Source organism: Wenzhouxiangella sp. YN1 (assembly GCF_056324145.1).
Genome location: NZ_JBJNIO010000146.1, coordinates 68703 through 93828, shown reverse-complemented (window position 1 = coordinate 93828; position 25126 = coordinate 68703). Strand labels below are relative to the sequence as shown.

Here is a 25126-nt window from a genome sequence, read left to right as displayed (position 1 = left end):
AGCGAGGGCAAAAAGGCAGCGGCAAACCGGCGCGTCCGGCGGTAGGGAAATTCGGAACTACACGTACGATCCGCCGCATAGCAGCAGCTCAGCCAGACGAAACAAAGAGGCAAGACAGGTGGTTATGCGGGCCAGAACAAAACTTGTCAGACTAAACGGCTCATCCGCCGCCTTAGTCACTAAACTCCGCTTTTCAAACCTAGTTGCTAGTTATACCGTATGAAGGATGAGTCTCACGGCATGAATGATCATTTTCGCCCTACGGGCAGGGAAACTATCCCAGACCAAGCTATCGCCCATGACCTTAAAGGCGCAAACCTGAGAAATAAACAATTTGAACGTTTGGTTGCCAAAAAGAAGCGCTTCACAGATTGCGATTTCAGCTACTCGCAGTTCGACTCAGCATACTTGCATAAGTGTGTTTTTGATTCTTGCAAATTTGTTGGGTGTAAATTTACTAACTCAAACCTTAGAGGTAGTAAGTTTGATGGCTGCGTTTTTGATTACGCAGAGTTTTCCCAAACGCAAGTAGAGCCCGCGATTCTTGATACAGGATGCCCCGGACAGGAAAACCTTCAGCAGAAATTTGCCAGAACGCTTAGGGTGAATTTCCATCAAATTGGAAATTCAGTTGCTGCAAACAAGGCGATCAAAATTGAACTTGAGGCCGGTCGTGTTCATTTGTATAAAGCTTGGCGCTCTCGTGAGGCCTATTACCGAAAGCATTATCCAGGTGTGGCGCGAATTAAGGCTTTCTTAGAGTGGCTTGATTTTGTATTGCTTGATGCGTTCTGGGGGAATGGTGAAAGCTTCATAAAGCTGCTTAGAACGTTGCTTTTGGTAATATTGGCTATTGCATTGGGCGAGGTTTATTTCTTAAAGGATCCAGCCTCACTGACCAGTTACGTTGAGGCAGTAAAAAATGCTCCGCAAGTATTCCTTGGTGTCGCTAAGCCAGATGGGTTTTCAGGCCTGCTATTAGCAGGTATCGCGGCTTTGAGGTATGTAATTCTTGCCTGCTTGGTGTCGATTCTAGTTAAACGGTTTAGTCGTCGATAATGCATATCTACGCTTTTGGCTCAATTTGTCGCGGTGATATTTCTGTTGACTCTGATGTTGATCTGCTGGCCCTTGTGGAAGGTCGGGATTCTCGCCTCAATCCTGAGAAATTTTCGATTTATTCGTATGCGAGAATACTTGAGCTCTGGAAAGCTGGTAATGCATTCGCTTGGCATCTGTCTCTTGAGAGCCGCCTGATTTACGCCGCTGATGGGACTGACTTTCTGAAGAGCTTGGGATCGCCGTCTAAATACTCGGGAGCAGTAGCCGATTGCTTGAAATTTCGAGATATATTTGACTCCTCATTTCAGTCTGTTCAAAAAGGCTCGCCGAGTCTCGTGTTTGAGCTTTCAACGATTTTTCTAGCTTTGCGAAATATCGCAACCTGCTATTCGCTTTCGAGGATGGACAGCCCAACCTTCGGAAGGGATTCGGCGAGAAGGCTTGGCCCGAGAAGCCTGGATGTTGATGAGAGTGTTTACTCTTTGCTAATGCAGGCTCGCCTGCTTTCAACGAGAGGAGCCGGAGACAGTATTGGTGATATCGATCTGGCGATTCTATTGCCGGAGTTGAAGCGCTGCCGATCTTGGATCGATGAACTATGCCATGAGGTAAATTTAAATGGATGAGTTTGTTAGCCGAATGGCGACTCAAAGACATGTTCTGGACATGGTCAACTCAAGACTGGATCTTGACGAAAAGCTCTTCGGACTGTCCTCCAGTGCGATTGACCGTTGGGCGGTGAACAACCGACTTGGGCCATCTTCTAGAGTGGTTAACTTACTGAAGAATATCTCATCCGAGCTCTTTTTTATGGCTACTCGTAGCCAAGAGCCAGTGAGTAGTGAATACGAGCTGAGAAGAGATAAAATTATTGAAGCCGTTGCCGCACTTGCGGATGCGGTATAACCAGTGGCTGTTGTCGGACGCACCTACGCTGCGCTTCGGTGCGCCGCAAAGCCAAGCGTTAGATGAACAACGAGGAAATTGTCGAGTTCGTGGCGCCAGTGACCGTTGGATGGTACTTGCACCCTATAGAGGCAGAGATCGCCCGTGGTCGGCTTGAAAGTGAGGGTATTCCGGCATTTCTTCATTCGAACAACCATTCGCAGGTGAATTGGCCTATTACACTTGCGCTTGGAGGCATTAGGCTGCAGGTGCCGTCGTGCGCGGCCCGAGAGGCGATGGAGATCCTGCAATCTGTAGTTCCGCTTCCAGATAGTGAGGAGGAGATAGCTTGCCCTTCTTGTGGAAGCTTAGATACTAAGTCCGAAGAGACATCTTGGGAAATTGCCTTCTTAGTGGTGCATTTTCTCCATTTGCCACTGCCATTTAGGCGCGGTGGGAGAAGGTGCCAAGCGTGTGACAGAAAATGGCATTAGAGACACTGTCATCTAACAAATCGCTCAAGTACGTTCCGGCCCTTCGGGCCTCCACCGGACGCGGCTAAAGCCGCGCCGCTTAGCTCAGACGTGTGTGCCGGGCATGGCACGAAGCTGGGGAGGTGAAAGTCCTCCCACCAGGTATTCGCAGAGCCGAAGGTTAGGAGAAGGGCAAGGGCGTTATCGCGAGGTGGCGTCTGGAGGAAGCCCAATCCAAAGCGGCGGGGCGACGAACAGGAACTGGATATGAGGTGTGACGTAGACGGGGCCAGTGGGCACGTGACCATGAAGCCCTCCATCTGCATCGGGTCTGCGTTTTATAAATCCAGCGTTTGCGCCGTGAAAGTTTCGTGTCTTACCCCGGGAGGTCTCCCCGGTGCGCTGGAGACGGCGCTGAGCGTCGAGCAATTGGCGCTGATCGCCAGGGAGAAGTCAGCCGAGGGCATAGTAGATGGGTGGCGCCATCGAAGGCCCGAACGATGAACGAGGACGATTGACCGAGTATGAGCCACCGGACCGCCTCAGAGAATCGACGCGAGTCGGCCGTGCCAAGTGCACGGGAGGAATCGGCGGCTGGGGAAAGGATCGCTTCGGCCTCACCATCAACCGCTTCGCTGTGGGACCAAGTGCTCGAACGCAGCAACCTGCAGCGGGCACTGAAGCAAGTACGCCAGAACAAAGGCGCGCCGGGCATCGACGGTATGCGCGTCGATGCACTGCCGGACCTCCTTCGCCAGAACTGGCCGATGATCCGCGACCAACTGGAAGCGGGGCAATATCGCCCGCAACCGGTCAAACGCGTGCGGATTCCCAAGGCCGACGGACGGGAACGCCTGCTGGGCATCCCGACGGTTCTGGACCGCTTCATTCAGCAAGCCATTGCGCAGGTGATATCGGCGCAATGGGAGCCCCACTTCCATCCGCGCAGTTACGGCTTCCGGCCGGGCAGATCGGCGCAGCAGGCGGTCAGACGCCTGCAAGCCGATGTCCGGTCGGGCCGCCGATGGACGGTGGACCTGGACCTGGCGGCCTTCTTCGACCGGGTCAACCATGACCGGTTGATGCACCGGCTCAAGGTCCATGTCCCGGATCGTCGTCTCCTGCGACTGATCAACCGTTTTCTGACGGCTGGCGTGCTGGATGGGGACCACTTGAGCCCGACCGATGCCGGCGTGCCGCAAGGCGGCCCGCTGTCTCCGGTACTGGCCAACGTGATGCTGGACGAACTGGACTGGGAGCTGGACCGGCGCGGCCACCGCTTTGTCCGATATGCTGACGACTGCCAGATCCTGGTGGGTAGTCATCGAGCGGGCGAGCGGGTGATGGACAGCGTGTCGCGCTTGATCGAAGACTCACTCCGGCTCGAAGTGAATACACGAAAGAGCGCGGTCGATCGACCATGGAAGCGCCAGTTCCTGGGCTTTACGGTCACCCGCGGGTCTCACCGGCTCAAAGTGTCACCCAAGGCGCTGCACCGATTGAAGACCCACCTGCGGGTATTGACCCGCCGCACGCGAGGCCACCGTTTAGCCGATGTCGTGGCAGACCTGAGAGACTACCTGCTTGGTTGGAAAGCGTACTTCGGAATGGCCGAGGTACCGAGCCCGCTGCGCGAGATCGACAAATGGCTGCGGCGACGACTACGCTGTTATCTCTGGAAGCAATGGGGTCGCTCGGGCTACCGCCAACTGCGCCGAATGGGCGTGAGTGTACGCGAGGCCTGGCAGACGTCGAAATCGGCCCACGGGCCGTGGCGGCTATCGCACACCCCGGCGTTAAGACGGGCCCTGCCCGCGAAGTACTTTGCTGACCTGGGGCTACCGAGCCTGGTGGCGCGGTAGCGATGTTCATCGAATCGCCGTGGTACGTGATCCGTATGCCCGGTGGTGTGGGAGGAGAGGCATCGTAAGGTGCCTCCCTATCCCGATTGGGTGTCAATGTGCAGACCTTACGCTGGTAGGTGACCTCGCGCCTACGGTACGGATGGAGCAAATAACGTGACGCTTTTGGGCATTAGTTTGATCTTGGCCGTTTTCTTCTGCGCGCTTGTTGCCGGATTCCTGTTTGCATTCGCGGTCGTCGCGATGCCGGGATTGAAATCACTCAGCGACGGTGATTTCATCCGGGCATTTCAAGGAATGGACGGCATCATCCAGAACAACCAACCTTTGTTTGTTGCGATCTGGCTTGGCTCGATCGCTTCGGTCGTTGCGAGCGCCGGCTTAGGATTTATGTACCTCGGCGGGCCAGACGGTGCTCTGCTGTTGATAGCAGCGACCGTATATGTCTTTCTCGTTCAGCTTCCAACCTTTCGGATCAATATTCCACTCAACAATTACATTCAATCACTCGATACGAGCTCGATGGCAGAGGACGCTTTGGAGGAGGCGCGTAAACGGTTTGAGCCAAAGTGGGTCCGGTGGAACAACTTACGAACAGTATCATCGTGTGTTGCCGTCTTCATCTTGATAGCTGTTTTGTATCGCTACTGAGGCGGAGTGCAATTGATGAGGATGACACCCAACAAATCGCTGCAGGTGACGTTTGACCCGCCACCTACTTTTGCTATCGCAAAAGCAGGGGTCGCCTCAAACGCACCGGAGCTCAGGGGGTAATCCCCCCATTTTTGGTGCGCCTCAGAAGTAGAGCCTAGGCTACAAGGGCCAACTTCTGTTTCGGGGTGATGCCACCCAAGGCCATGTTCGGCCGTTCGTGATTGTAGGTCCAGAGCCATCGCGTTGCATACTCTCGGACCTGGTCAATCGTTCTAAATAGGTACTGATTGAGCCAATCGTAACGGACTGTTCGGTTATAGCGCTCGACATAGGCGTTCTGCTGCGGCTTTCCAGGCTGGATGTGCTGGATCTGGATCTCGTGCTTCTCGGCCCAGGCTCTCAGCGCCTCGCTGATGTACTCCGGACCGTTGTCGCATCGCAGCAGTGTGGGCTTTCCACGCCACTCGATAATCTGCTTCAGGGTCCGTATGACGCGCTCGGAGGGCAGTGGGAAGTCGACCTCGATGCCCAGCCCTTCGCGGTTGTAGTCGTCGATCACATTAAGCAGGCGGTAGGGGCGGCCACACTCGAGGCTATCGTGCATGAAGTCCATCCACCAGGTCTCGTTCATCGCGGTCGGGACCGCCAGAGGCTCGGGCACTTCCCGAACAATGCGATTCTTGGGCTTGATCCGCAGATTCAGCTCCAGCTCGCAGTAGATCCGGTAAACCCGCTTGTGATTCCATCGGGAGCCCTTAACGTTGCGCAGGAACAGAAAGCACAGCCCGAAACCCCAGTTCTTCTGGTTGTGGGTCAGCCGGACCAGCCAGTCGGCGATCTCGGCATTCTCGTCTGAGAGTTTCGGCTTGTACCGATAGCAGTTCTGGCTGATAAACAGCGCCTCGCAAGCCAGGCGAATGCTGATGTCGCGGCCCTCGACCGCTTCCCTGGCCATCTCTCGACGTCGAGATGGCCTTAGAGCTTTCCCTCGATGACCTCCTGGCGAATCTCGGCCTTGATCCGCTCCTCGGCGTACATCTTCTTCAACCGGCGGTTCTCGGCCTCGAGCTCCTTAAGGCGGGCCATCAGCGAGGCATCCATGCCGCCGAACTTGGCTCGCCACTTGTAGAACGTCGCACTGCTCATGCCGTGCTCGCGGCACAGGTCGGGAACCGGGGTACCGGCCTCGGCCTGCTTGAGAATGGCGAGGATCTGGTGGTCGCTAAAGCGTGATTTGCGCATGTGGAATCTCCTGTTGCTTCATTATGAGAATATTCCACTTCTGAGCAACACCAATTCCCGGGGGGATTACCTGATCACCGGTAGCGCATCGGCTGACTTCAATGCGCGAGCTCGGTTCGGGGAAATCTCCGACGCGAGGCTGGGCCAGCGCTCTCCGGCAGTTTTCGGGTAAGGAGCGGCGGTTCTGCGGGGGTTTGGCAGCGTTCCGGGTTTTCGGCGACAATAGCGGGCTGTTTCGTCTTTGGAGAGTCTGAACCATGTCCACGCCCAAGATCATTTACACGCTGACGGATGAGGCGCCGTTTCTGGCCACCCAGTCGCTGTTGCCTATTATCGACGCCTTTACCGACACGGCCGGCGTAGCGATGGAGACCCGCGATATTTCGCTGGCCGGGCGTATTCTGGCGCAGTTTTCCGATCGTCTCGATGACGATCAGAAGGTCAGTGATGATCTTGGCGAGCTGGGGCGGCTGGTGTTTGACGAGTCGGCCAATATCATGAAGCTGCCCAACATCAGCGCCTCGCGGCCGCAGCTCAAGGCGGCCATTGCCGAGCTGCAGGGCAAGGGTTTTGCGCTGCCCGACTACCCCGATGAGCCGCAAACCGACGACGAGCGCGATATTCAGGCTCGCTATGCGCGCGCCATGGGCAGCGCCGTCAACCCGGTGCTGCGGCAAGGTAATTCCGACCGCCGTGCGCCGCGCGCCGTCAAGGCCTTTGCGCGCAAGCATCCGCATCGCATGGGCCAGTGGAGCAACGACTCGAAGACCCACGTTGCCCACATGGACGACCATGATTTCTACGGCAGTGAAAAATCGGCCACGCTCGAGTCGGCAGGCAGTCTGAGCATCACCTTTCATGGCAAGGACGGCAGTCAGACTGCGCTGCGCGACCCGGTCGAGGTCGAAGAGGGCGAGATTGTCGATGCCGCGGTCATGAGCCGTCGCGCCCTGGCCGATTTCGTCGCCCGCCAGATCGACGATGCGCGCGAGAAGGGGGTGCTGTTCTCGGCCCACTTCAAGGCCACCATGATGAAGGTCTCCGATCCGATCATGTTTGGCGTGGTTGTCAGCGAGTTCTTCAAGGATGTGCTGGAAAAGCACGGCGATGTGCTCGATGAGGCCGGCTTCAGCCCCGATAACGGCCTGGGCGATCTTTACGCCTGTCTGGACAAGTTGCCGGCCGATACTCGAGAGTCCATCAAGGCCGATATTGCCGCTCAGTATGAGCAGCGGCCGTCGCTTGCCATGGTCAACTCTCACAAGGGCATCACCAATCTGCACGTGCCTTCCGATGTCATCATCGACGCTTCCATGCCGGCCATGATTCGTGACTCCGGCAAGATGTGGAACGCCGATGACGAGCGCCAGGACTGCAAGGCACTGATTCCAGACCGCTCTTATGCCCGCATGTATCAGATCGTCATCGAAGACTGTCAGGCCAACGGTGCTTTCGATCCGGCCACCATGGGCACTGTGCCCAACGTCGGGTTGATGGCCAACAAGGCCGAGGAATACGGCTCGCACGACAAGACCTTCCAGATTCCGGCCGCCGGCGTGGTCAAGGTGACCGACGACAACGATCAGGTCATCTTCGAGCATGCAGTCGAAGAAGGTGACATCTGGCGCATGTGCCAGACTCGGGATGTGCCGGTACGCGACTGGGTCAAGCTGGGTGTGACCCGCGCTCGCCTGTCGGGCATGCCGGCGGTGTTCTGGCTGGACGATCAGCGCGGTCACGATGTGCAGGTGCGCGCCAAGGTGGAGCGTTATCTCGAGGACCACGACACCGACGGGCTCGACATTCGCATCATGACGCCCGAAGCGGCCATGAGGCACTCGCTGGAGCGCATTCGCCGCGGTGAAGACACCATTGCCGTGACCGGCAACGTGCTGCGTGACTACCTGACCGACCTGTTTCCCATTCTGGAGCTGGGCACCAGCGCGAAGATGCTTTCCATCGTGCCGCTGATTGCCGGCGGTGGGCTGTTTGAAACCGGTGCGGGCGGCAGCGCACCCAAGCATGTTCAGCAGCTGCTTGAAGAAAACCACCTGCGCTGGGATTCGCTGGGCGAATTCCTGGCCTTCGGGGCCTCGCTGGAACACCTGTCTCAGGCCTACGACAATGCCCGGGCCGGCGTGCTGGCAGAAACGCTCGACACCGCGACCGGTCGACTGCTCGACAACGGCAAATCGCCCAGCCGCAAGGTCGGTGAGCTCGATAACCGCGGCAGCCATTTCTATCTGGCGCTTTACTGGGCCGAAGCCCTGGCCGCCCAGGACAAGGATGCCGAGCTCAAGGCAGCCTTTGCCGACATCGCCGGCCAGCTGCGCGATAACGAAGAGCGCATTGTCGAAGAGCTCAACGAGGTGCAGGGTAGGCCCGTGGACATGGACGGCTATTACAAGCCAGATGCTGACAAGGTGAAGTCCGTCATGCGCCCCAGCGCCACTCTGAACCGCATTCTGGATGCCTTGAAAGACAAAGCCTGACCTTCGCATTCTTCGCAAGAACGCGGCTGCCAGGCGGCCGCCAGAGGCTCCTGCACTGACTCGGTGCAGGAGCCTTTGCCTATCTGGGTGGGCTGCAAGCCCACCGGCTACAGGGTTTTCCTGCGAGGTTTCCGTACGCTTCGGGAGCCTCTCGCGCCGGGCCCTGCGTTATGATTCATGTCTGCCCGTTTTGCGCGGCGGAAACGAACGCGCCCGCGCACTGCGCCGACTCTGGCAGGCACGGTCGGGTTTGAGCCCGTCCGTCGTCGTTTGACGGGCATCATTCCAGCCATGGCAATCAATCGAGAGCGTGATGAATCAAACCGCAGCGCACAGCATGACTCCGGCAACGGACAAGGTTTCGACCCGTGTCTACCCGGCCCGCAGCCTGAAGGTGCTCTCCTGGGCCGAGGTGGCGCGCCTGTCGGACGCGACCGCAGAGGTCGGGGAGCTCTTGCGGCAGGTGGCGCTGGCCGTGCTCACCTCGGGTGAGCAGGGCGATGATGCCGAGCGCATGCTCGAAACCTATCGCGACTTCCGCATCGAGGTGCATCAGGTCAATCGCGGCATGCGCATCGATCTGGAAAATGCACCGGGCCGAGCTTTTGTCGATGGCAAGATGATTCGCGGCATTCGCGAGCTGCTCTCGGCGGTGATTCGCGACATCGTCTATTTCCACACCGAGATTCATCCCAGCCCGTATTTTGATCTCGACAGCTCCGAAGGCATCACCAACACGGTCTTCGAGATTCTGCGCAACGCCCGGCTGCTCGATACCGAAATCGAACCGCGCCTGGCGGTGTGCTGGGGCGGCCACTCGATCAGCAGCGAAGAATATGACTACTCCAAGAAAACCGGCTATCAGCTGGGTTTGCGGGGCATGGACATCTGCACCGGCTGCGGCTCGGGCGCGATGAAGGGGCCGATGAAGGGTGCCACCATCGGCCACGCCAAGCAGCGCACCCTGCCGGGCCGCTACGTGGGCATTTCCGAGCCCGGCATCATTGCGGCCGAGTCACCCAATCCGATCGTCAACGATCTGGTGATCATGCCCGATATCGAAAAGCGGCTCGAGGCTTTTGTGCGCCTGGGCCACGGCATCATCGTGTTTCCCGGCGGGGTGGGTACGGCTGAAGAGATTCTCTACCTGCTGGGGGTATTGCTCAACCCGGAAAACAGCGACATGCCGTTTCCCCTGGTGTTCACGGGCCCGGAATCGGCGCGCGACTATTTCGAGGAGATCGACCGCTTTGTTGGGCTGACGCTGGGCGAGGCGGCGCGCAAACGCTACCGCATCATCATCAACGACCCGGCGGCGGTGGCGCGCTACATGGCCGAAGGCATGCAGCGCGTGCGTCAGTGGCGGGTTGATACCAACGATGCCTTCTATTTCAACTGGATGCTCAAGACCTCTCCTGATTTTCAAGCGCCGTTCGAGGTCACCCACGAGAACATGGCCGGGCTCGACATTGCTTTCGGCTTGCCATCTCACGAGATGGCCGCCAACCTGCGGCGGCTGTTTTCAGGCATCGTCACCGGTAACGTCAAGCCCCACGGGCTGCGCGCCATCCGCGAACACGGGCCTTTCCAGATTCGGGGCGAGCCGGCCATCCTGCGGGCCCTGGATGATCTGCTCAGGCGTTTTGTCGACCAGCAGCGCATGAAGCTGCCCGGCGGCAAGCCGTATCAGCCCTGCTATCAGATCGTGGATTGAATCAATGCCCGGCAGCCGGGTCGGGTGGCGAGGCATTCGGGCGGGATGAATCCGACGCCGGCCGGTGAATGCGGTAAGCTTTGTTCCCATGGTAAACAGGCCTTCTGAAAACGACTCTGATGCGCTGCTGGAGCTGACCCGCGAGCTGATTTCGCGCGCGTCGGTAACGCCCGAAGATGCTGGCTGCCAGCCGCTGATTGCCAATCGGCTGGAGGCGGCGGGCATGACCGTCGAGTCGATCGATGTCGAAGACGTACGCAACCTCTTCGCCCGGCACGGCAGCGGCGCGCCGCACTTGATGCTCATAGGGCATACCGACGTGGTGCCGTCGGGGCCGGAAGCGGCCTGGCGCTCGCCGCCGTTCGAACCCGAGATTCGTGACGGTGTGCTGTATGGCCGCGGTGCGGCCGACATGAAATCTTCGGTGGCGGCTTTCGTTCTGGCGCTGGAGGCGTTTCTTGCCGCCCGCCCGGATCATGCGGGCACCATCTCCATTCTGCTGACCTCCGACGAGGAGGGGCCGGCCCGCTACGGCATTCGCGCTGTGGTGCCCGAGCTCGAAGCGCGCGGCCTGATGCCGGATGCCTGCCTGGTTGGCGAGCCCTCCAGCCGCGATCGTCTGGGTGATGTCATCCGGATCGGAAGACGCGGTTCCATCCAGGGGCAGCTGCTGGTGCACGGCGTTCAGGGGCATACGGCCTATGCCGATCCGCAGGACAATCCTGCCCACCGGGCCGGGGCCCTGCTGGCCGAGCTGGGCCGCCTCGAGTTCGATGATGGCGACGAGTTCTTCCCGCCCACGCGGCTGCAGATCTCCAACCTGCGCGCCGGCACGGGCGCCGACAATGTCACCCCCGGCGAGCTCGAGGTCCTGTTCAACCTGCGCAACAACCCCAACACCTCCGCCGACGAGCTGGAGGCGCGCCTGCGCGCGCTGATTCAGAAGTGTGACCCCGGCCGCTGGGAGCTTCACTGGCGGGTCTCCGGCGAGCCCTTCGGGCCGGCGACCGGAATACTGCCCGGCATCGTGCAAGCGGCCTGTGTGGATCTTCTGGGCGTGGAGCCGACGCCGGATACCAGCGGCGGGACGTCCGACGGTCGCTTTTTCGGACCGCGCGGCATCCCCGTTGTCGAGCTGGGCCCGGTCAATGCAACCATTCATCAGGTCGATGAATGCATCGCGGTCGATGAATTGCTCTTGTTGCCGGGCCTGTATCGTCGCATCATCGAAGATACGCTCGCGTCCGGGAAGGCCTCGTGCGCGTCATCCTGATCGCCCTGCTGGTGGTCTTGCTGTTCCTGCAGGTACAGCTGTGGCGGCAGTTCAGCGAGGTCAGCACCCTGGGCGAGCTGGTCGAGCAGCAGCAAAAGCGAAACCAGGAGCTCGAGCGGCGCAACGCGGCGCTGGCCGCCGAGGTTGAAGATCTGCGTGCCGGCCTGGAGGCGATCGAAGAGCGGGCCCGCTCGGAGCTGGGTCTGATCCGGGACGGCGAGTCCTTCTTTTTGATCGTCGACCCCGAGGATGCGGAACCGCAAGGGTAGCTGCCGTGGCGGTGCGACAGTTCGCCAATCTGACCTTCAATCCGGACGACGGCCAACTGGCGACCGCCGGCGGCCGCGGCGTTCAGCTGCGCCCCAAGGCCGCGCGGTTGCTGGAGTGTCTGCTTGATCATGCGGACGAGGTGGTCACGCGCGAGCGGCTGGTCGAAGCGGTCTGGGACGAGAGCACGGTGGTCGATTTCGAGTCCGGCCTGGCCGCACTGCTGCGTGAGCTGCGCCAGGCCATTCGTTCTCTCGATGGCCCTGCGGAACTGATCGAGACCTTGCCGCGACGCGGCTATCGGCTCAATGCCGCGGTTGAGCGTTCTGCCGGGGTGCGTCCCGTGCGGCGCTCGCGGCGCGGGCGCTGGCCGACCGTGTTGACCGCCATTGTTCTGCTGCTGGCTGCGGTCAGCTACGGCCTTTTGCGACCACCTGCCGGTACCGCACCTGAACCGGCGCAGTGCAGCGTGGCCATCCTGCCGTTCACGGTCTATCAACCGCCCCCGGGGCTTGCCGGCAAGGCCGATCTGCTGCTTGCAGACCGCCTTCTGGGGATGCTGCTGCGCGCGCCGCTGGCGGGCATGAGCCTGGTGGGGCGCACCAGCCTTCAGCCCTATATCGGGCGCAGCGATGTGGCCGCAGCGGTAGCTCAAGACCTGGGCGTCGACTGGTTGATCGAAGGCACGGTGCAGCCCGCCGGGGCAGGGCAATGGCGCATCCAGGCGCGTTTGCTGGAGCTGCCGGCCGGCCGCGTGCTGTGGTCTCAGAGCGTGACCTTCACGCCGGAGCAGACGCAGGATCTGGACGCAGTGATGACGCCGCTGACCGATTCTCTTGCGAGTGCCTGGCCCCGCCTTTGTCCAACTCGTTGATGACAGGCGGATTTCATGACAATTTCAGGCTGCTTTCATGGACTGGTCGCCGGCGCGGCGCCATCATTGTCATCAAATCACATAGCAGGAAAGGGCAATGAGAACTTTCAATCGTGTTTTTCTGACGCTTTCGGTGCTGGGGCTCGTCGCCATCGGGCAGCCGGCAATGGCCGATGTTCCGTTTGCCAAGTGGGGCAGCAAGGATGCAGCCAAGGTCGTGGGAACGGTTGGCCGGCAGGCCGCGTACATCTATCCGGTCGAATTCATTCGCGTTGATGACGACAATATCGGCGAGCGCGAGGTCATGTGGCTGGAGCCCGGCCGTTACGAAATATCCGTTCGTGCGGGGGTCATCAATCCGCCGCGCCTCACCCGCTCGGGCGCGCGCCTTGGTGATAATGCCAACCGCATCGAGCTGGAGCTCGAGGCCGGCAAGGTGTACCACGTCGGGCTGCGTTACAACGTGGACAATTATCGCTCTCCCTATTCCACGGTGCTCTATCGCGTTGAGGATCAGGAATGAGTCAGGAGCGCGACACGAGCCCCGGATTCGCCTGGGGCAGCCCGTCTGCCAGGGGGCGCATCCGGGTGCATCCGGAAGACTTCCGGGTCGCTGAGATCCTGGGCCACGAACCTGACGGGCAGGGTGAGCATCTATGGCTTTGGGTGTCCAAGCGCGAGCGCAATACGGTGGATGTGGCGGCAGATCTGGCGCGGGCCGCCGGGATCCGTCCGCGCGAGGTGGGCTTTGCCGGCCTGAAAGACCGTAATGCCGTCACCGGCCAGTATTTTTCGCTGCATCTGGCCGGGCAGCCCGACCCGAACTGGCAGCGGTGGGCGATCGAGGGTGTAACCATCGAGTCGGCCGCGCGCTGTTCGCGCAAGATCAGACGCGGACGTCTGCGCGGCAATCGTTTCGAGCTGGTCGTGCGCGATATTGAAGCTGACCCGGCAGCATTGGAGCGGCAGCTCAAGGCGGTTTGCGATCACGGCGTGCCCAACGGATTCGGCGAGCAGCGCTTCGGCGGCAACAACGTTGCCCGGGCCCTGTCGCTGTTTCGCGGCGAGCTGCACAGAAAACCCTCGAAGACCAAGCGCGGGTTCTATCTGTCTGCCGCGCGCAGCCTGGTGTTCAATCACGTGCTGGCCGAGCGGATTCGGGACGGCAACTGGAACCAGTTGATCGACGGTGACCTGGCCATGCTTGACGGCAGCCGCTCGTTTTTTGTTGCTGACGCCAATGACCCCGACCAGGTTCGCCGCTGCGCCGAGCAGGACATCCACCCCAGCGGCCCGCTGCCGGGGCAGGGTGACAGCCCGGCCGAAGGCGCGGCAGCCGAGATCGAGCGCCGCCAGTTCGAGGCTCACCGCGAGCTGATCGAGGGTCTGGCGAGGTTCGGCATGAAACAGGAGCGCCGGCCTCTGCGAATGCGTGTCAGCGAGCTGGAGTGGTCGTTTGCCGACGAACACACTCTGAAGCTGGCATTTTCGCTTGGCACCGGCAGTTACGCCACCGCGGTCTTGCGCGAGCTGGTTGATTACGAGTGAGTTGAATCCGTGGTTACCCGCTTTTCCGTTGCTTACTGCAGCGGCCAGTAGACATACACCGCGGCCGCAGCGCTGCCGGCGGCGATGACGCCCAGCGTAATCCACAGCCAGGTGCGGCTCTTGCGCGGTTCGGCGTCCTTGAGCACGCTCGGCGGGCGCAGCCCGGGAGCCTGCAGCACGAAGCGATATTCGCCCATACGGATTTCATCTCCGGACTTCAGCGGGCGGCGCTGCACCGGCTCGCCGTTGATCCAGACCTTGCCGGCGGGTTCGAACATCAGTATCTCGCCGTCGTAGACAATCCGGGCGTGGCGCTCCATCAAGCCATCAAGGCGGATGTCGGCGTCTTCGGCCGAGCCGATGGAGGTGTCCTGTTCAAGCGGAAAGTTCTGGCCGGTAATCGATCCGGAGGCGGCTTTCAGACGAAATTGCATCTTGGTCTCGCGGCTGTGGTTGATTCTGGTGGCTATTCTAGCGCTCAGGATGGGGTTCACGCCGAGCCGCGTGGTGGCGGGAGCCAGCAGAGAAAGGCTGGCTCGCCACGGGCTCGCGTGGGGGCGTAAACCCCGGGAACGGGGGAAAGCGCCGAAGGTCACGCAAAGCCTGTACTTTCAGGCTCTCCGGATCAGGCCCGACGAGACGTCGGGCCTGACGCACTCCGGGGATTTACCTATACCTGATCGAGGGCCGTCGACAGGTCGGCAATCAGGTCGTCGACGTCTTCGATGCCCACCGACAGGCGGATCAGGCTGTCGCTGATACCGAGCTTGTCGCGGTTTTCCTTGGGTACCGAGCCGTGGGTCATGATGGCCGGGTGGTTGACCAGCGACTCGACGCCGCCCAGCGATTCGGCCAGGGCGAACAGCTGGGTGTTTTCCAGAAAGCGGCGGGCGCGGGCCAGGTCGCCGCCAATATCGAAGCTGACCATGCCGCCAAAGCCCGACATCTGCTTTTCGGCCAGTGCCTTCTGCGGATGATTGTCGAGGCCGGGGTAGATGACCTTCTCGACCTTGGGGTGTTTGCTCAGCCATTCGGCGATGCGGCCGGCGTTGTCGCAGTGGGCCTGCATGCGCAGCGCCAGGGTCTTGACCCCGCGCATGACCAGAAAGGAGTCGAACGGCCCCTGGACGCCGCCGGCGGAGTTCTGGATGAAGCCGATGTCCTCGGCCAGTTTGTCGTCGTTGACCACCAGCGCACCGCCAACCATGTCGGAGTGGCCATTGAGATACTTGGTCACCGAGTGGACGACGATATCGGCACCCTGAGTGATGGGGCGCTGCAGCATCGGCGTGGCAAAGGTGTTGTCGACCACCAGCATGGCGCCTGCCTCGCGGGCCAGCTCGGCCATGGCGGCAATGTCGACCAGCTGCAGCATGGGGTTGGTGGGCGTTTCGACCCAGATCATTTTCGTCTTGTCGGTCAGCGCTGCCCGCGCCGCGTCGGTGTCGGCCAGATCGACAAAGCTGAACTCCAGCCCCGAAGCCGGCCGCCGCACGCGCTCGAACAGGCGCCAGGTGCCGCCGTAGAGATCGTGCATGGCGAGCACATGGTCGCCCGGTTCGAGCAGATTCATCAGCGCGTCGGTTGCCGCCATGCCCGAGGCAAACGCAAAGCCGTGACTGCCGCCTTCCAGGTCGGCGATGCAGGCTTCCCAGGCCCGGCGAGTGGGGTTGTGCGTGCGCGAATACTCAAAGCCCTGGTGGTCGCCCGGGCTTTTCTGCACGTAGGTGGAAGTCTGGTAAATCGGGGTCATGATGGCCCCGTTGGAAGGATCCGGCGACTGGCCGGCGTGAATGACGCGTGTTGCAAGCTTGCTCATGTTGATTGACTCGTTTGATCGTTGGTTTGTTGGCTGGTTGGCCTGAGCGCCAGGTTCCGGAGCCTCTTGACCCCGGTGTCTTTTGACCCGGGGGCCAGAGTTATCGGTCGGCGCGGCGGCGCAGATAGTTCAGTAGATCCACCCGCGTGATCAGGCCCATGAATTCCTCGCCGTCGAGGACGATGACAACCAGGTCGCGGTTGAAGATCGGCAGCAGCTCGTCGATGCCGGCGTTGACCTGTACGGCCTCGAGCTGGGTGACCATGGCCGTGGATACCGGCTCGGCAAAGCCTTCTTCCCGATCGTAGACGGCCAGCAGCAGGTCGGATTCGTCGATGATGCCGACGATTTTGTCTCCCTCGATGACCGGCAGTTGGGAAACATCATAGAGTTTCATGCGCTTGTAGGCGTTGGACAGTGGCTCGTCGGGGCCCACGATGATGGCGTCCCGGCTCGCGGCCGGCCTGGCGATGAGGTCGCGCAGGTCACCGTGCTGTTCAATATCGAGAAAGCCCTGCTCGCGCATCCAGGTGTCGTTGTACATTTTCGACAGGTACTTGTTGCCGGTGTCGCAGACGAGTGTGAGCACTTTTTTCGGTTCGGTCTGCTCGCGGCAATATTTCAGCGCGGCGGCCAGCAGGGTGCCGGTGGAAGAGCCGCCGAACAGGCCTTCCTTTTCCAGCAGCATGCGGCCGGTCAGAAAGCTCTCCTTGTCCGAAATTGAATAGGCTTTGCGAACGCGCGTGAAGTCGCTGATGCTTGGCAGAAAGTCCTCGCCAATGCCCTCGACCGTCCAGCCGCCAGCATCCTCCGGGATGTTGCCGGTGGCAATGTATTCGGCCAGGATCGAGCCCTCCGGGTCGGCCAGAACCAGCTCGAGCTCAGGCGCAGCTTTGGCAAAGTACCGCGACAGGCCGGTGACCGTGCCGCTGGAGCCCGCGCCCACGACCACTGCGTCAAGCTCGTTGTTCATCTGCTCGAGAATTTCCGGCCCGGTGTCTTCCTCGTGTGTTCTGGGGTTGTCGGGGTTGCCGAACTGGTTGATGAAGTAGCTGTTTTCGGTTTCTTTGGCCAGTTTTTCGGCCAGATCCTGATAGTACTCCGGGTGGCCCTTGCCCACGTCCGAGCGCGTGATCACCACTTCTGCGCCCATGGCCTTGAGGTTGGAGATCTTTTCGCGGCTCATCTTGTCCGGAATCACCAGGATCAGGCGGTAGCCTTTCTGGGCGGCAACCAGGGCCAGGCCCAGGCCGGTGTTGCCGGCGGTGCCTTCGATGATGGTGGCGCCGGGCTTGAGGTCGCCGCGACGTTCGGCTTCCTCGATCATCTTCAGAGCAATGCGGTCTTTGATGGAGCCGGCCGGATTGTAGTCTTCGAGCTTGAGGTAGAGCTCGCAGGGGCCGGTATCGAGGTTGCTCACACGCACGATCGGTGTGTTGCCGATCAGTTCAAGGGTGTTGCCGTGGACGCTCATGTAAAACGCTCGGGTCGGAAGGGTTGCCAACCGAGCACGATAGCGCAAACGGCCCTTGGCGGGCAAGCTGCGACCGAATCGAGCACCGGTTCAGGCGCCCGGCCCGGCGGCCGGGCGTCAAAAACGATGCGGTGGGTTCGGGCTCAGGCGGCCTGGTTCTGTTCCATGATCCGGGTGAGCTCGTCTTTGGTGCGCAGCTTTTCACGCTTGAGATCATTGAGCGCCAGGTCTTCCATCGGCGCGGTGCCGTTTTCAGCGGCGGCAACGCGTTTGTCGAGCTTCTGATGGTAGTTGTAGAGTCGGCGGAAGTCCTCGTTCTCGTTGAACAGGGTTTCCATCTGGTCGGGCTGGTTTTCGAACATGGGCAGACTCCTTGTCATTCGGGGTCGTGAGAAGACGTGCGTTGCCGAACGGCGCGCACAGAAAACAACGGGCCGCACTGAGGCGGCCCGTGAAAGCTCGGGAATGAGAGGCTGCGCCGCCGGAAAGACGTCCGGGAAACCGGACCAGCGGCGGCTGGATGCTGCGAGCAGGTCACTCGAGTATTCAACCATCACACCTACTTTATAGCGTCAACTCTCCGGATGTTCAAGGGAAGGCACCGGGCTCGATCTGCGCCATTGCCGGCAAGGCAGCCTCAGTCGTTGAGCAGAATCACGTCGACCCGACGGTTCTTGCGGCGGCCCTCGGCCGTCTCGTTGCTGGCAATGGGAAAGTCCTCACCCATGCCGACGGCCTGAATGCGGTCCCTGGCAATTCCCTGCTCGCTCAGGGCGTCACGGACGGATTCGGCGCGCTGACGCGAGATGCGCATATTGGCACTGGCGGATCCGGTGGAATCGGTGTGCCCTTCGATGCGTATCTGCTTGTCGGGCTCGCCCTGAACCAGATTGACCACATCCTGAAGCTGGTTCAGCGCGTCCGGCTGCAGCGAGGTTTCTCCGGTCTCGAAAAGCACGTCGCCCAGAGTGACGACGACGCCGCGGTCGGTTTCGCGCAGCTCCAGATATTCCAGTCGCCGCCGCAGCGACTCGGCGGCTTCGGTTGCCAGGTCGGCTTCGCGCCGGGCAAGTTCGATTTCGCTGGCCTGCGCTTCAGCCAGGCTGCGCGCGGCCCGGGCCTCTTCACGCGCCTGTTGTTCACGACGCGAGGCTTCTTCGCGCAGTTCCTGGGCGGTCATCGCTTCCATGCGCGAGCGCTGGGTCTCTTCCTGGGCGGCCTCGCTTTGCAGCAAGGCCCGCTCGGCCTCGCGGCGGGCTTGCTGTACCTCCAGGCGGCTGGCGCGCAGCAACAGGCGGGTACGCTCATCGTCCACTTCGTCGAGCTGATCGCGGGCCTGGGCGCGGAAGGCCTCGGCCCGTGCAATCTCGATGCGCTTCATCGCCAGGTTGATGCGGTGAGACAGCTCGGCCTCGGAAAGGCCTTCGGCGTTGGCCGCGTGGACTGCTCTTTTGGCGTTGGCCAGAGCCAGCGGCACGCGGTCGGACAGTTCGCTGTTGGACTGGAATTCCTGGAAATCGCTTTCAAGATTACGCAGCGCCGCATTTTCCCGGGGGGGGTGCATGGCGCAGGCCGTGAGCGCCAGCACAGCCACTGCCAGCAAGGCGTCACGCGCGGGTTGATACATCGGTTTCATCGCTGGATGGCCTCCTCGCCGAACTCTTCGGTCAGATCGGTGCGGATCTGCTCGAGCTCTTCCTGCTTGCGCTGCAGCTCGGCACGCGCCTTGGCGGCCAGCGTTCGGGAAAGCGCCAGTTGCGCCTGGACTTCGGCCTGCTCGACGAGGCGCCTGCCGTCATCGGGGCGATCGTTCTCGAGCGCCTGACGCGCGGCTGTCAGCCGCTGGTTGGCGTAGCGCAGTTCGATCGGGGCGTATTCTTCGGCTTCGGCGGACTCCGCCCGGGCAATGGCATTGCGGGCGGAGTCGAGTACCGTCAGATCGGGCGGGGCGGTGGCGCAGGCGGCCAGCAGCGCCAGTAGCGCGCCGCCAGCCAGCAGACGAGAGCGTTTCATCATCGGATTGTTCACTGTTTTCCCGTTCTCAGGTGGTGATGCGTCTCAGGGCGCGTCCAGCTGGTTTTCCGGTTTTGCAGCGGCTACGGCCGGCAGCGTTTCGAGCGCACTGCAGATGCTCCGGATGCGCTCGAAGGCATCGATGTCGCAGCCGAATCTCTCGGCATTATAGACCTGTGGCAACAGACAGCAATCAGCCATGCCGGGTTCATCGCCGTGGCAGAATCGCCCGGTGCGTGCCGTTGCAAGCATTTTTTCGACGGCGGCGAGGCCGGATTCGGTCCAGTGCCGGTACCAGGCCAGTTTGGCGTCTTCGCTCAGGCCGGCGGTGCCGGTCAGATATTTGAGTACGCGCAGATTGTTGACCGGGTGAATCTCGCAGGCAATGGCCTGTGCGATGGCGCGCACGCGGGCGCGCTCGACGCTGCCGGGCGGCAGCAGGGCCGGTTCGGGGTGGCGCTCTTCGAGATATTCGAGCATTGCCATCGACTGGGTGATCACGGTATCACCGTCGACCAGGGTGGGCACCAGCTGCTGCGGGTTGAGTTCGCTGTAGTCGTCGCTGAACTGCTCGCCGCCGTCGCGCACCAGATGCACGGGGCGGATCTCGTGGTCCAGCCCCTTGAGATTGAGCGCCATGCGCACCCGGTAGCTGGCCGAGGAGCGCCAATAGCTGTAAAGCACCATGCCGTGTTCGGGCGAGGAGTGGCTCATGTCAGGCTCCGTCAGCTAGCGTTCGTACTGGACGACGGTCTGCTCGATGGCACCGAAGATGGATTCACCTTCGCGGTCTTTCATCTCGATGCGCACGACGTCGCCGAACTGCATGAACGGCGTGGATGGCTTGCCGTCGGCGATGACCTCGAGCATGCGCTTTTCCGCCAGACAGGAAGCACCGCGCTCGGTGTCCTGATTGGCGATGGTCCCCGAGCCGATCAGCGTGCCGGCGCCCAGCGGGCGCGATTTGGCCGCGTGCGCCACCAGCTGGGCAAAGTTGAACTGCATGTCCTCGCCAGCCTCGGGCTCGCCGAACAGCTCGCCGTTGTAGTGGGTGAGCAGTGGCAGGTTCAGCTTGCTGTCCTGCCAGGCATCGCCCAGCTCGTCGGGCGTGACCACCACCGGCGCCAGTGCCGAGCGCGGCTTGGACTGGACGAAGCCGAAGTTCTTGGCGAGCTCGCCGGGGATCAGGCCTCTCAGCGAGACGTCGTTGAGAATCGTGATCAGCTGAATGTGTTCGGCACACTCTTCCGGGGTGGCGCCCATCGGCACATCGTCGGTGAAAACGCCGATCTCGGACTCGAAGTCGATGCCCCATTCGGTCGAGGCCATGGTGATCGGGTCGTGGGGCGCCAGGAAACCGTCGGAAACCGCCTGATACATCAGCGGGTCGGTAAAGAAGCTTTCGGGTACCTCGGCGCCGCGCGCCTTGCGCACGCGCTCGACGTGCGGCAGGTAGGCCGAGCCGTCGAGAAACTGGAAGCAGCGCGGCAGCGGCGCGGCCAGAGTATCGATGTCGAGGTTGAAACTGCCCTCGGCCGTGCCTTCCATCAGGTCTTCGTACAGGCTGGCCAGGCGCGGCGCGGCGGCGTCCCAGTCATCCAGGGCGCTTTGCAGGGTGGGTGCAATGCCGTCGGCGCGGACGGCCCGGGTCAGTTCGCGGTTGACGACGATCAGCGTGCCGTCGCGACCGCCTTCCTTGAGCGTAGCTAGTTTCATTGGAGTTGTGCCTTTTGCAATACGGGGTTCGTGAAGCCGGGCAGCAGGCAGGTGTCATTTTCAGCCGGCCTGGTGCGCGGGTTGAAAGAGGTCGTCAGTCTTTGGGTTTCCAGCTGTCGACGTAGCCGGTCCATTCGATCTTCTCGGCCTCGGGGGTGACCTCGAGGGCGTCACGGGTGTCGAGCATGACCGCGACCTCCTCGGTCTTGTCCGTCTTCGGCGTGAAAGCGTTGTTCATCGCCTTGGGGTGTGGGCCGTGGGTGAAGCCGCAGGGGTGATGCGTCATCATGCCGGGGTGAATGTTGTCGCGCGAGAAGAAGTTGCCGGCGTGATAGAACAGCACTTCGTCATAGTCGTCGTTGTTGTGGAAGAACGGCACCTTGAGCGCGTCGTCGCTGGACTCGAACGGCCGCGGAGTAAAGGTGCAGATGACAAAGCGGTGGGCCACGAAGGTGGTATGCGCCGATGGCGGCAGATGATAGCGGTGGCTCATCAGCGGGCGAATGTCGCGCCAGTTGATGCGCACCGGCATGAGGTCACCCTTCCAGCCGACCGCATCGAGCGGGTTGAAGGGATAGGTGACCGTCGAGATCTGCTGGCGGCGCTTGATCCGGACCTGCCATTCATCCTTGCCCTGCTGGGCGCGAAAGGCCTCGTCGATCTTCGGCGTGTCGAGCATGGCCGGATCAAAGATGGCGTGCGGGCCAACCAGCCCTTTCTCGGGCAGCATGTAGCTGGAGTTGGTCGCTTCGATCAGCAGCATCTCGACCGGGCCGTCGGATTCAATGCGCCACATGGTGCCGCGCGGCAGCATGATGTAGTCGCCATCGCGGAAGGGCAGGCGGCCAAAATCGCAGAACAGCTCGCCGGCGCCGTCATGAATGAACAGCAGCTCGTCGCCGTCGCCGTTGCGCACCAGGTGGTTCATCTTGCCGTTGGAATGCCAACAGCGGAACTTGCAGTGCGCGTTGGACAGCAGCTCGCTGGCGTGCCACGGCGAGTCGGTACCGTCTTCCAGCTTGGTAGTGTCGAAAGCGCGCGGCTGCAGCGGGCCCTCGAAATCGGTCCAGCCGGTGGGCATGTGTGCGTGATAGAAGTGCGTGGCCGGGCCGAAAAAGCCCTCCTTGCCCATCTCGCGCTCATACGTGCCTTCGGGGAGGTTGACGTGCGCCTGTCGGCTGGCCTTGCCTTCAACCTTGGAGTGAGAAATCCACTTCTTCATCTTTGCCTCCGCTCTCGATGGGAGCGTTCTCTGATCTCGGAATTGGAACCACGAAGTTCACGAAGGGCACGAAGCCGGTGAACCGAAAGCTGTTTCCCTGATTCTTCTTCGTGATCTTCGTGCCCTTCGTGGTTGATGGTCCGACCCTCAAAGTACCCCGCGCTTTTCCTGATCGCGCTCGATGGCTTCGAACAGGGCCTGGAAGTTGCCGTCACCAAAACCATCGTTGCCCTTGCGCTGGATGACCTCGAAGAAGATCGGGCCGATGTTGGTCTGGGTGAAGATCTGCAGCAGCTGCAGGTTGGGGTTGTCGGGCTCGGCGTCGATCAGGATCTTGTTCTTGCGCATGCGCTCGACGTCTTCGCCGTGATTGGGAACGCGTTCATCGACGGCGTCGAAGTAGGTGTCGGGTGTGTCCAGAAACTCGATGCCGTTGGCGCGCAGCGCTTCTACGGTCTCATAGATATTGTCGGTGTAGAGCGCGATGTGCTGCACACCTTCACCCTTGTACTCATTGAGATATTCGTTGATCTGGCTCTTGGGGTCGCTCGACTCGTTGATGGGGATGGCAATCTTGGCGTTGGGGCCCATCATCGCCTGCGAACGCAGTCCGGTGGCCTTGCCCTTGATGTCGAAGTACTTGCGCTCGTAGAAGCCGAACAGACTGGTGTAGAACTCCGACCACTGGCCCATGTTGCCCTCATACACGTTGTGAGTGAGGTGGTCGATGAAGTTCATGCCCACGCCCTTCGGGTGGCGCTCGACACCGGGGTCAAAGTCGAAGTGCCGATCGAGATCAGCCTCGCCGCCGGTCAGGTACAGCACCGAGCCACCGATGCCTTCAATGCGCGGCACGTCGATGGGCAGGGTGTCTGCCTTGTTGCTGAAGTCTTTGGCGCCCTTGGAAAGAACGGATCGGTGAGCGTCGGCCGGGTCGCTCACGCGCAGGGCAAAGCCGGTGCAGCACGGGCCGTGCGCCGCGGCAAACTCGCTGGCAAAGGAATCCACGGTTTCGTTGACCAGAAAGTTCATGCCGCCCTGACTGTAAAGCGTTACCGGCTGGGTCTTGTGGCGGCCCACGGCAACAAAGCCGAGCTTCTGGAACAGGTCGTGCAGCAGCGCCGGGTCCGGAGCGGCGTACTCGATGAACTCGAACTGCTCGACGCCGAGCGGGTTGGGATGCGACTGACTCATGGTTCGATCTCCTTGGAAGAAATGCGTCAACGGCAGATATGACGCCAGGGCCATAAACGCCGAAAAATCTGATTTCGGACAATGCACTTGCCGAATACGGGCAATATAGTTACATTTGTAACTTCTTTCAAGCGGGCCCCCTTTTTTTGCAGACCATGCTCGATCTCGAGGACTTTCTTCCTTACCGGCTGTCGGTTCTGTCCAACCGGATCAGCAACGCCATTGCGCAAACCTATGAGTCGCGCTTCGATCTGAGCGTGACGCAGTGGCGGGTCATCGCCATTGTCGGGCGCTATCCCGGCGTGACCGCCACCGAGGTGGCCGAGCGGGCGGCGATGGACAAGGTCGCCGTCAGCCGTGCCGTCAGCGGGCTGCTTGCCGCCGGTCGGCTCGAACGGCGCGACAATCACCCCGATCGCCGCGCCCGACGCCTCTATCTCAGCCGTGAGGGCGAGTCGATCCACGACGCCATTGTTCCGGCCGCGCTGAGGTTCGAGCACGATCTGCTCGCGGCGCTCGAGCCCGAGGAAAGGCGCCGTTTCCTGCACAGTCTCGAGGCGCTGGCCCGCGCTGCCGAGGGTCACGACTGAGCGCCGGAGCGTTCGATGTCCTTCGAAATCCTGCATCGAGATGAGTGGCTGTGCGCCGCCATCAAGCCGACCGGCATCATGGTGCACAAAAGCAGCATCAGCACGGATCGTGAATTCATGATGCACAAGCTGCGCGACCAGCTCGGGCAGCGCGTCTGGCCGGTACACCGGCTCGATCGTGCGACTTCGGGCGTGCTGCTGTTCGCGCTCGATCCGGAAACGGCCAGGGTATTGGGTCAGGCCTTCACCGATCGCCGCGTCGACAAGCGTTATCTGGCGGTGGTGCGCGGCTGGACGGATGAACACGGCTGCGTCAATCACCCGCTTGCCCGGCACCGGCGCGCAGAACCGCGTGAGGCGGTCACGCGCTACCGGCGCCTGGCTGCCGGCGAGCTGCCGATCCCGATCGGTGGCTTCGACACCGCTCGTTATTCGCTGCTCGAGGCGATGCCGGAAACCGGCCGGCGGCACCAGCTCCGGCGCCACTTCAAGCACATCTCGCACCACTTGATCGGTGATACCACGCATGGCGATGGCCGCCACAATCGCCTGTTTCGCCAGCACCTGGGTTGCCATCGCATGCTCCTGCACGCCAGCGGGCTGGCGCTCGAGCATCCGCGCAGCGGCCGGCGGCTCGCTCTGACAGCCCCGCTCGATGGCGCGTTCGCGCGGGTGGTGCAGGCTGTCTTTGGCCGCGACGACCAGATCGCGCCAGCGGATATTGCGTTGACGCCTGCGATAAACTGAAAGCC

Annotated in this window: 25 protein-coding genes; 14 read left to right on the top strand and 11 right to left on the bottom strand. The window is 61.3% G+C overall.

The window, feature by feature from the left end; translation table 11 throughout:
• Positions 1-240: 240 nt before the first annotated feature.
• The 5 genes from ACEWQZ_RS07245 (at position 241) to ACEWQZ_RS07225 (ending at position 4933) form a co-directional block, all read left to right on the top strand.
• Entirely contained in the window at positions 241-1059 is an 819-nt protein-coding gene (locus ACEWQZ_RS07245; RefSeq protein WP_476482410.1) for a pentapeptide repeat-containing protein, read from the top strand.
• Positions 1059-1688 (top strand): nucleotidyltransferase domain-containing protein, encoded by a 630-nt coding sequence (locus tag ACEWQZ_RS07240; protein ID WP_476482409.1) that lies wholly within the window; start codon positions 1059-1061, stop codon positions 1686-1688. The genes ACEWQZ_RS07245 and ACEWQZ_RS07240 overlap by 1 nt, the downstream gene beginning before the upstream one ends.
• Positions 1681-1968: a hypothetical protein gene (locus ACEWQZ_RS07235; protein WP_476482408.1), complete on the top strand. Its 288-nt coding sequence runs from the start codon at positions 1681-1683 to the stop codon at positions 1966-1968. Before ACEWQZ_RS07240 ends, ACEWQZ_RS07235 begins: the two co-directional genes overlap by 8 nt.
• Positions 1969-3067: 1099 nt before the next feature.
• Entirely contained in the window at positions 3068-4282 is a 1215-nt protein-coding gene (ltrA, locus tag ACEWQZ_RS07230; protein ID WP_476482407.1) for a group II intron reverse transcriptase/maturase, read from the top strand.
• 156 nt (positions 4283-4438) lie between these two features.
• Entirely contained in the window at positions 4439-4933 is a 495-nt protein-coding gene (locus ACEWQZ_RS07225; RefSeq protein WP_476482406.1) for an anthrone oxygenase family protein, read from the top strand.
• 157 nt (positions 4934-5090) lie between these two features.
• Here the strand turns inward: ACEWQZ_RS07225 and ACEWQZ_RS07220 are convergent.
• Positions 5091-6178 (bottom strand): IS3 family transposase gene (locus tag ACEWQZ_RS07220; RefSeq protein WP_476482405.1). Its coding sequence is split into 2 segments (ribosomal slippage): positions 5091-5923 and positions 5923-6178, totalling 1089 coding nucleotides; the frame shifts between segments, so codons are not numbered across the junction.
• A 257-nt stretch (positions 6179-6435) separates the two neighbouring features.
• Between ACEWQZ_RS07220 and ACEWQZ_RS07215 the strand changes: the two genes are divergently transcribed.
• The 7 genes from ACEWQZ_RS07215 to truD all read left to right on the top strand — a co-directional run bounded on the left by ACEWQZ_RS07215 (position 6436) and on the right by truD (position 14346).
• Positions 6436-8670: an NADP-dependent isocitrate dehydrogenase gene (locus ACEWQZ_RS07215; RefSeq protein WP_476482404.1), complete on the top strand. Its 2235-nt coding sequence runs from the start codon at positions 6436-6438 to the stop codon at positions 8668-8670.
• 313 nt (positions 8671-8983) lie between these two features.
• Positions 8984-10384 (top strand): nucleotide 5'-monophosphate nucleosidase PpnN, encoded by a 1401-nt coding sequence (gene ppnN, locus ACEWQZ_RS07210; protein WP_476482403.1) that lies wholly within the window; start codon positions 8984-8986, stop codon positions 10382-10384.
• A gap of 88 nt (positions 10385-10472) precedes the next feature.
• A complete protein-coding gene (gene dapE / locus ACEWQZ_RS07205) occupies positions 10473-11657 on the top strand; it encodes a succinyl-diaminopimelate desuccinylase (protein WP_476482402.1) in 1185 nt (394 codons plus the stop codon).
• A complete protein-coding gene (locus ACEWQZ_RS07200) occupies positions 11642-11926 on the top strand; it encodes a septum formation initiator family protein (RefSeq protein ID WP_476482401.1) in 285 nt (94 codons plus the stop codon). Before dapE ends, ACEWQZ_RS07200 begins: the two co-directional genes overlap by 16 nt.
• Positions 11927-11931: 5 nt before the next feature.
• Positions 11932-12798, top strand: coding sequence for a winged helix-turn-helix domain-containing protein (locus ACEWQZ_RS07195; RefSeq protein ID WP_476482400.1), 867 nt, complete (start codon positions 11932-11934; stop codon positions 12796-12798).
• Positions 12799-12895: 97 nt separating this feature from the next.
• Positions 12896-13321: a hypothetical protein gene (locus ACEWQZ_RS07190; protein ID WP_476482399.1), complete on the top strand. Its 426-nt coding sequence runs from the start codon at positions 12896-12898 to the stop codon at positions 13319-13321.
• A complete protein-coding gene (truD, locus tag ACEWQZ_RS07185) occupies positions 13318-14346 on the top strand; it encodes a tRNA pseudouridine(13) synthase TruD (RefSeq protein ID WP_476482398.1) in 1029 nt (342 codons plus the stop codon). The genes ACEWQZ_RS07190 and truD overlap by 4 nt, the downstream gene beginning before the upstream one ends.
• A gap of 32 nt (positions 14347-14378) precedes the next feature.
• Here the strand turns inward: truD and ACEWQZ_RS07180 are convergent, their stop codons facing one another.
• The 10 genes from ACEWQZ_RS07180 to hppD form a co-directional block, all read right to left on the bottom strand.
• The gene (locus ACEWQZ_RS07180) at positions 14379-14780 is read right to left on the bottom strand and encodes an FHA domain-containing protein (protein ID WP_476482397.1); all 402 of its coding nucleotides are present in this window, start codon (positions 14778-14780) and stop codon (positions 14379-14381) included.
• A 236-nt stretch (positions 14781-15016) separates the two neighbouring features.
• The gene (locus tag ACEWQZ_RS07175; RefSeq protein WP_476482416.1) at positions 15017-16171 is read right to left on the bottom strand and encodes a cystathionine gamma-synthase; all 1155 of its coding nucleotides are present in this window, start codon (positions 16169-16171) and stop codon (positions 15017-15019) included.
• A 94-nt stretch (positions 16172-16265) separates the two neighbouring features.
• Entirely contained in the window at positions 16266-17639 is a 1374-nt protein-coding gene (locus ACEWQZ_RS07170) for a pyridoxal-phosphate dependent enzyme (protein WP_476482396.1), read from the bottom strand.
• A gap of 143 nt (positions 17640-17782) precedes the next feature.
• Positions 17783-18001 carry an HP1242/YdcH family protein gene (locus ACEWQZ_RS07165; protein WP_476482395.1) on the bottom strand — a complete coding sequence of 73 codons (219 nt, stop codon included), beginning with the start codon at positions 17999-18001 and terminating at the stop codon, positions 17783-17785.
• Positions 18002-18276: 275 nt separating this feature from the next.
• Complete coding sequence (locus tag ACEWQZ_RS07160; RefSeq protein ID WP_476482394.1) at positions 18277-19275, bottom strand: OmpA family protein; 999 nt, start codon at positions 19273-19275, stop codon at positions 18277-18279.
• Complete coding sequence (locus tag ACEWQZ_RS07155; protein ID WP_476482393.1) at positions 19272-19655, bottom strand: DUF4398 domain-containing protein; 384 nt, start codon at positions 19653-19655, stop codon at positions 19272-19274. Before ACEWQZ_RS07155 ends, ACEWQZ_RS07160 begins: the two co-directional genes overlap by 4 nt.
• A gap of 42 nt (positions 19656-19697) precedes the next feature.
• Positions 19698-20366, bottom strand: a complete 669-nt coding sequence (gene maiA / locus ACEWQZ_RS07150) for a maleylacetoacetate isomerase (protein ID WP_476482392.1) — start codon at positions 20364-20366, stop codon at positions 19698-19700.
• Between the two features lie 15 nt (positions 20367-20381).
• Positions 20382-21368: a fumarylacetoacetate hydrolase family protein gene (locus ACEWQZ_RS07145; RefSeq protein WP_476482391.1), complete on the bottom strand. Its 987-nt coding sequence runs from the start codon at positions 21366-21368 to the stop codon at positions 20382-20384.
• A 94-nt stretch (positions 21369-21462) separates the two neighbouring features.
• Entirely contained in the window at positions 21463-22590 is a 1128-nt protein-coding gene (locus ACEWQZ_RS07140) for a homogentisate 1,2-dioxygenase (RefSeq protein WP_476482390.1), read from the bottom strand.
• A gap of 147 nt (positions 22591-22737) precedes the next feature.
• Positions 22738-23784 (bottom strand): 4-hydroxyphenylpyruvate dioxygenase, encoded by a 1047-nt coding sequence (gene hppD, locus ACEWQZ_RS07135; RefSeq protein WP_476482389.1) that lies wholly within the window; start codon positions 23782-23784, stop codon positions 22738-22740.
• Positions 23785-23939: 155 nt separating this feature from the next.
• On the opposite strand from hppD, the gene ACEWQZ_RS07130 reads away from it, so the two are divergent.
• Positions 23940-24374 (top strand): MarR family winged helix-turn-helix transcriptional regulator, encoded by a 435-nt coding sequence (locus ACEWQZ_RS07130; RefSeq protein WP_476482388.1) that lies wholly within the window; start codon positions 23940-23942, stop codon positions 24372-24374.
• Between the two features lie 15 nt (positions 24375-24389).
• A complete protein-coding gene (locus tag ACEWQZ_RS07125) occupies positions 24390-25121 on the top strand; it encodes a pseudouridine synthase (RefSeq protein ID WP_476482387.1) in 732 nt (243 codons plus the stop codon).
• Positions 25122-25126 lie beyond the last annotated feature (5 nt).